2 protein-coding genes and 1 pseudogene are annotated in these 2,812 nt (G+C 62.6%); 2 read left to right on the top strand and 1 reads right to left on the bottom strand.

Annotated features, from left to right (window positions below; translation table 11 throughout):
* Window positions 1-347 (bottom strand): annotated as a pseudogene (locus Q0349_RS08635) (tRNA (uridine(54)-C5)-methyltransferase TrmA); the annotation flags it as partial.
* Window positions 348-368: 21 nt separating this feature from the next.
* Here Q0349_RS08635 and Q0349_RS08630 point away from each other — a divergent pair.
* Both Q0349_RS08630 and Q0349_RS08625 read left to right on the top strand, forming a co-directional pair.
* A complete protein-coding gene (locus tag Q0349_RS08630; RefSeq protein ID WP_298080459.1) occupies window positions 369-881 on the top strand; it encodes a hypothetical protein in 513 nt (170 codons plus the stop codon).
* A 126-nt stretch (window positions 882-1,007) separates the two neighbouring features.
* Window positions 1,008-2,717 carry an AMP-binding protein gene (locus Q0349_RS08625; protein WP_298080458.1) on the top strand — a complete coding sequence of 570 codons (1,710 nt, stop codon included), beginning with the start codon at window positions 1,008-1,010 and terminating at the stop codon, window positions 2,715-2,717.
* The last annotated feature ends 95 nt before the right edge of the window (window positions 2,718-2,812 follow it).

The following is a 2,812-nucleotide window of genomic DNA, read 5'->3' as shown; positions in this document are numbered from 1 at the left end:
TAGATGAGGCTGAGCATGGTCTCGCCCGCCTGCGTCGTCTGAAATTCCGCCTGAAAGAGGCGGTGGCGCAGTGCCGGGCAGTCGCGGATGGCGGCAATCACCGGCGGCATCAGTCGGTTAATCGCCGCGTGCGCGGGCGGGAAGGTGTCGGTGCGCCGCACGTTGCCATCGGCGCCGGTCATGGCGAAATGGCAGTCGCCGTTATCGTGCCAGACGCGGAATTCGGCGCGCATCCGGTATCCCGTTGGCGGTGAAGGGTATATTTCCGGCACCGGCGCGGCAAAGGGCGCGAGCAGCGCGCGCAGGCGGCGGGTTTTGTCATCCAGTTGGCTTTGGTATGCTGGCATCGGTTTTTACAGGAGCAATTGATGAAGATGAACATTGTATGCTTTGTCGGGCTGTTTGGCCTGATTACGGGTTGCGGCAGTCCGGTGCGTCCGCCGCTGACGGTCGAGGCGTCGATGCAGCAGGCGCTGATTGAAAATGCGGAGGCAAAGGCGCAACCGCCCGCGCGCCAGGCGCTTTTCACCCTGCGGCAGATGGTGAACCGTGGCGAGGTGCTGCCCGGCGGCTGTTGGGATTATCTGAATGCGGGCTTTGACCGCGCCGGTATTCCCGAAGCACGGCGGCAACTGGTGTTTTCAGGAGACGCGAAAGCAGGCCCCTATGCCGATCCGGCGACGCTGACACCGGGCGACTGGCTCTATTATGTGAACCATTCCTACGGCGATATTGAGCATAGCGGCGTCTTTGTCGATTGGACGGATTACGGGCGGCGCGAGGGGCTGGTGTTGAGTTACGCCGGCGAGGGACGCGGCGAGCCGGGGCGGTACAAGGTCTATGATTTGTCGCACGTTTACCGCATCACGCGGCCACAATAAAAAGCAGAAGCCGTCCACCGGGGCGGTTTTTTGTTGCCCCGCTGGCGGATGGCAACGCGATGCGCCGCCCGTGCGCATAAACCGCTATAGTATTGCCGTCCATTAACCCAACCATAAGGAATCCCGATGACACCCCCGGACGACATTCCCCGCCCCTGGCTTGCCAGTTACAAGGAAAACGTGCCGCATACCTACAGCGGCAGCGGGTACAAAAACCTCGGCGCGTTTCTCGAAGAGATGTTCGCGCGCCACGCCGACCGCCCCGCCTTCAGCAATTTCCGCCGCACCCTCAGCTACCGCGAAATCGGCGAACGCGCCCGCGCCTTTGCTGCCTATCTGCAACATGAACTGGGCTACCAGCCCGGCGACCGCCTCGCGCTGATGATGCCGAACATCCTGCAATTCCCCATCTGCCTCTACGGCTGTATGTTGGCGGGGGTGGTGGCGGTGAACGTCAACCCGCTTTACACCACGCGCGAGCTGGAGCATCAGTTGAACGACAGCGGCGTGCGCGGTATCGTGCTGGCGGAGAACTTCACCCGCAGCGTCGCCGAAGTGCGGCCACAGGTGCCGGGACTGCACGACATCATCGTCACCTGCTACGGCGACGAAATGGGCTGGTTCTGGTCGCCCATCGTCGATTTCTACGTGCGCCACATCGGCAAACTGGTGCCGAAGTACTACCTGCCCGGCGTCATCCCCTTCAAAAAACTGCTGAAAACCGGGCGCACCCTGCCATTCACCCCATACGACGCCCGCCCGGACGACATGGCGATGCTGCAATACACCGGCGGCACCACCGGCGTCGCCAAGGGCGCGATGCTCAGCCACGCCAACCTGCTGGCCAACGCCGGACAAATCAAACTGTGGATTACCGGCGGCAACATCGGCCCCGGCGACGTTCTCATCACCGCGCTGCCGCTCTACCACATCTTCTGCTGCACCATTAACAGCCTCGGCTTCAGCAGTTGCGGCGTGCACGCGGTACTCGTCACCAACCCGCGCGACATCAAATCCTTCGTCACCATCCTCCGCCGCCACCCGCCGACGATGATTACCGGGCTGAACACCCTCTTCAAAACCCTGCTCAACACCCCCGCCTTCCGCCAGCTTGATTTCTCGCGGCTGCGCTACGTCATCGCCGGCGGGATGCCGCTGGAGAAAACCGTCTCCGACGAATGGCAGGCGTTGACCGGCAACGTCATCGTCGAAGGCTACGGCCTCACCGAAGCCTCGCCGCTGGTCTGCGTCAACCACATGGACACCGCCGCCTACAACGGCACCATCGGCTACCCCATGCCCGGCACCGACGTCACCTTGCGCGACGACAGCGGCGCGCTGGTGCCGCCGGGCGAGCCGGGCGAAATGTGGATACGCGGCCCGCAAGTGATGCAAGGCTACTGGCAGCAGCCGGACGAAACCCGCCGCGTCCTTGAGGACGGCTGGCTGAAAAGCGGCGACATCGCGGTAATGCGCCCGGACGGCGCGCTGAAAATCGTTGACCGCAAAAAAGACATGATTCTAGTGTCGGGATTTAACGTCTATCCGAGCGAAGTGGAAGCCGTACTGGCGCAACACCCGGCGGTGCTGGAAGTCGCCTGCATCGGCGTACCGTGCGACGGCTCCGGCGAGCGGGTCAAAGCCTGCATCGTCGTCCGCCCCGGCGAAAAACTCACGGTAGAAGCCCTGCAAAAATACGCCGCCGCCAACCTCACCGGCTACAAACGCCCGAAAGCCTACGAATTTTTCGACAGCCTGCCGAAATCCAACGTCGGCAAAATCCTCAAGCGCGAGCTGCTGGCGCGGGAGAAGGCGAAGGCGGGTGGGAAAGCGTAGTTATAGCCGCCTACCGAAAGCCTCATACGGTGTTGCGCCGCTGACCGGGCACCCTAAAAAATGGCGGAGCCATTTTTTAGGGAAACCCGCGCCGT

This window comes from uncultured Cardiobacterium sp. (assembly GCF_938028185.1).
In the GTDB taxonomy this organism is placed as follows: Bacteria; Pseudomonadota; Gammaproteobacteria; order Cardiobacteriales; family Cardiobacteriaceae; genus Cardiobacterium.
This window is presented reverse-complemented; position numbering and strand designations above follow the sequence as displayed.

What these genes read in the sequence shown, in the direction of transcription:
- Q0349_RS08630 (WP_298080459.1), top strand. Translation starts at nt 369, where the DNA reads ATGAAGATGAACATTGTATGCTTTGTCGGGCTGTTTGGCCTGATTACG.
- Q0349_RS08625 (WP_298080458.1), top strand. Translation starts at nt 1,008, where the DNA reads ATGACACCCCCGGACGACATTCCCCGCCCCTGGCTTGCCAGTTACAAG.